Genomic DNA, 2,416 nt, shown 5'->3' on the forward strand with positions numbered 1-2,416 from the left:
CGGACGTTGTCCTCGGCCCTCAAACGCTGGTCCAGCCAGATCTCTTCGTGGTGCGCCGCACTCCAGGCCGGCGGCTCGAGCGCTGGGCCGATGTGGGCGTTCCCCTGCTTGCGATCGAGATCCTCTCGCCGAGCACCGCGCCGCGCGACCGCGGGGCCAAGCGTCGCATCTATCAGAGCGCCGGTGTCGCCGAGTACTGGATCGTGGACCTCGACTCGCGCCTCATCGAACGCTGGCGGCCCGAGGACACCGGGCCGGAGATCGTGGACGAGGTGCTGGAATGGTCGTTTGCCGGCGGCGCAACCGGGCGTCTGAACGTGGGGCAGCTCTTTGCGCAGATCTGGGAGGATTGAAGGTAACCTCGAGGAAGCACTGTGCTCGACGCGCCGGCCGCCTAGGCCGGCGCGTTGCGTTTTGGTGCCGGCGCGGCAGATTCCCCGCCACGGTGGCAATCTGACCCGGCACGCCGGTTGCTTCGGCTGAGTGCACTATGAACTTCGAGAAACTGACCATCAAGAGCGCGGAGGCGATCGAGTCGGCCCGATCGCTGGCCCGGCAGCGGGGCAACCCGGTCGTCAACGACGCGCACCTCCTGGTCGCGCTCCTCGAGCAGGACGAGGGGATAGTGGCGCCCCTGCTCAACAAGGTCGGCATCAACGTGGCGCGCCTCAAGGCGGACGTGGCGCGCGAGCTGGACCGGTTCCCCAAACAGAGCGGCGGCGGCGAGCCGACCTTCGCGCGCGAGCTGCTCCACGCGCTGGACAAGGCCGAGGCCGAGGCGCAGGCCTTGGGGGACGACTACGTCTCGACGGAGCACCTCGTCGTCGCGTTGTTCGAGACCAAGGGTACGGCCGCTCGGCAACTGATGAGCGCGGAAGGAGTGAGCCGCGAGGATCTGCTTCAGGCGCTCGACTCGGTGCGCGGCGCGCACCGGGTCACCGACCAGCATCCCGAGCAGAAGTACCAGGCTCTGGAACGCTTCACGCGCGACCTCACCGAATCGGCCCGGCAGGGCAAGCTGGATCCGGTCATCGGGCGCGACGAGGAAGTGCGGCGGGTGATGCAGGTGCTCTCGCGGCGCACCAAGAACAACCCGGTCTTGATCGGCGAGCCGGGCGTCGGGAAGACGGCAATCGTCGAAGGTCTAGCCCAGCGCATCGTGAACGGCGACGTCCCCGAATCGCTGAAGAACAAGCGGCTGGTAGCGCTCGACGTCGGCCAGCTGGTGGCCGGCACCAAGTACCGCGGTGAGTTCGAGGAGCGCCTCAAGTCCGTCCTCAAGGAGATCACGGCGGGCGAGGGGTTGTTCATCGTCTTCATCGACGAGCTGCACACCATCGTGGGGGCCGGCGCAGCGGAGGGTGCGGTGGATGCGGCCAACATGCTGAAGCCGCTCCTGGCGCGGGGGGAGCTGCATGTGGTGGGCGCCACCACGCTCGACGAGTACCGCAAGCGCATCGAGAAGGACGCCGCGCTGGAGCGCCGCTTCCAGCCGATCCTGGTGGGTGAGCCGTCGGTCGCGGACACCATCGCGATCCTCCGCGGCCTCAAGGAGCGCTACGAGGTCCACCACGGCGTGCGCATCACCGACCCCGCGATCGTCGCGGCCGCGACGCTCTCGGACCGCTACATCGGCGACCGGTTCCTCCCCGACAAGGCCATAGACCTCATTGACGAGGCGGCCTCTCGCCTGCGCATGGAGATAGACTCGCTCCCGGTCGAGATAGACGAAGTGGAGCGCCGGATCGTGCAGCTGGAGATCGAGAAGGCTGCTCTGGCCAAGGAGAAGGACCGGGCGAGCCGGCAGCGGCTGGCCGCGCTCGAGCAGGAGTTGGCCGACGCGCGCGAGCGGTCCAGCTCGATGAAGGTGCGCTGGCAGGCGGAGAAGGAGGCCATCCAGCGGATCCGCGACCTCAAGGCGAAGACCGAGACGCTGAAGGCCGAGGCGGAGCAGGCCACGCGCAAGGGCGACCTCGCCAAGGCGGCGGAGCTGACCTACGGTGCGGCGCCGGGCATCGAGCGCGAGCTGAAGGAGGCCGAGTCGAAGCTTGCCGAGCTCCAGAAGGCGGGGAAGTACCTCAAGGAGGAAGTGGACGCCGAGGACATCGCGGAGATAGTGGCGAGGTGGACCGGCATTCCGGTGACGCGGATGATGGAGTCGGAGAAGGAGCGGCTGGCGAAGCTCGAGGAGCATCTGGGGGCGCGGGTGATCGGCCAGGCCGAGGCTGTCGAGGCGGTCTCCAACGCAGTCAGGCGTTCCCGCGCCGGCCTCGCTGACCCGCACCGGCCCACCGGCTCGTTCATCTTCCTGGGGCCCACGGGCGTGGGGAAGACGGAGACGGCGCGCGCGCTGGCCGAGTTCCTGTTCGACGACGAGCGCGCGATGGTCCGGCTCGACATGTCCGAGTACCAGGAG

Annotated in this window: 2 protein-coding genes; both read left to right on the forward strand. The window is 68.5% G+C overall.

Annotation, left to right across the window (positions count from 1 at the left end; translation table 11 throughout):
- Nucleotides 1–353: Uma2 family endonuclease (locus Q8Q85_01215; protein ID MDP3772867.1), on the forward strand; the 353-nt coding region annotated here is incomplete at its 5' end.
- Between the two features lie 137 nt (nucleotides 354–490).
- Nucleotides 491–2,416, forward strand: a 1,926-nt coding sequence (locus Q8Q85_01220) for a Clp protease N-terminal domain-containing protein (GenBank protein MDP3772868.1), incomplete at its 3' end; no start/stop codon positions are given.

The organism is Gemmatimonadales bacterium, assembly GCA_030697825.1.
In the GTDB taxonomy this organism is placed as follows: domain Bacteria; phylum Gemmatimonadota; class Gemmatimonadetes; order Gemmatimonadales; family JACORV01; genus JACORV01.